The organism is Candidatus Contendobacter odensis Run_B_J11 (genome assembly GCF_000531125.1).
GTDB classification, from domain to species: Bacteria; Pseudomonadota; Gammaproteobacteria; order Competibacterales; family Competibacteraceae; genus Contendibacter; species Contendibacter odensensis.
This window is the reverse complement of sequence record NZ_CBTK010000215.1, coordinates 1-1,241: the sequence shown is the minus strand read 5'-3', so window position 1 is coordinate 1,241 and position 1,241 is coordinate 1. Positions and strand designations below refer to the sequence as shown.

Here is a 1,241-nt window from a genome sequence, read left to right as displayed (position 1 = left end):
GAAAGCTCCCCGTTAAACCGTAGCGATTGAAAATAGAAAACAATTGTTAGATTTAACCGGGAAAAGAAAATGAAAAAGACAAAATTTACCGAGTCCCAGATTATTGGGATACTCAAACAACAAGAGAGCGGCCAGAAAGTAACAGACATTTGTCGTGAACATGGGATCAGTCAGCCAACCTTTTATCAGTGGAAGACGAAGTATTCAGGTATGGATGTGAACCATCTCAAAAAGCTCAAGGAGATGGAAGCAGAACTATCTCAGTATAAGAAGATCGTAGCCGAGCAAACTCTCCAAATAACCGTTTTAAAAGATGTGATTGAAAAAAAGCTATAGGGCCTGCTGAGAAGCGGGAGCTTGCAAACTACAGCCGGGAGCAGTTCGGCATGAGTCTGCGGCAGGCCTTCAAACTTTTTGATATTCGGCCATCGGTTTATTATTATCGGGCAAAGCCCAAAACCGAGGATCAGGTGATCAGAAACAAGCTCGGCGAGCTGGCATCTGTCAACCACCGCTGGGGGTTCTGGATGATGCATTATCATCTACGTAACTGTAATCATTTATGGAACCACAAGCGGGTTTATCGCATTTATACCGAGATGGGGCTAAACCTTCGCCGCAAGCGTAAAAAGCGACTACCCGCCAGGATCATGGAACCCTTGCTACAACCCATTTATCCCAATATTACCTGGTCGATGGACTTTATGCATGACACGTTGAGTAATGGCATCAACTTCCGGTCGCTAAATATAATCGATGACTACAACCGGGAGGCACTCTGCCTGACTATTGACACCAGCCTGACCAGCAAACGTGTGATAAGAGAGCTGGATAAACTGATAGCCTGGAGAGGCCAGCCAACCAGGATCCGGGTGTATAATGGCCCGGAGTTTATTGCTGAAGTGCTCAACAAATGGGCTGGCGACAGAAACATAGAACTGAAGTTCATTGAAAAAGGAAAGCCTCACCAGAATGGCTTTATGGAACGATTTAACCGCAGCTTCCGGGAAGAAGTATTAGACGCCTACCAGTTCACCAGGCTTAACGAAGCGCAACTAATGGCCAATGCCTGGATGTGGATATACAATAATCAAAGACCTCATCAATCGTTAGGTTACAAGCCGCCAACTGTATTCTTGAAAGAACATCAGAAAACTGAAGCGTTCCCAACGATGCAAAAAGATGAGCATATTGAATGGAAATCTTTAGTTTTAACCGCTACTAATTAAGGGGAGCTTTCA

General features: G+C 44.7%; 2 protein-coding genes. Both read left to right on the top strand.

Features of this window, described 5'->3' with window-relative positions:
• The first annotated feature begins 69 nt into the window (after positions 1-69).
• Positions 70-336 carry an IS66 family insertion sequence element accessory protein TnpA gene (gene tnpA / locus BN874_RS12760; protein WP_034433985.1) on the top strand — a complete coding sequence of 89 codons (267 nt, stop codon included), beginning with the start codon at positions 70-72 and terminating at the stop codon, positions 334-336.
• A complete protein-coding gene (locus BN874_RS12755) occupies positions 333-1,229 on the top strand; it encodes an IS3 family transposase (RefSeq protein ID WP_268258836.1) in 897 nt (298 codons plus the stop codon). Before tnpA ends, BN874_RS12755 begins: the two co-directional genes overlap by 4 nt.
• The last annotated feature ends 12 nt before the right edge of the window (positions 1,230-1,241 follow it).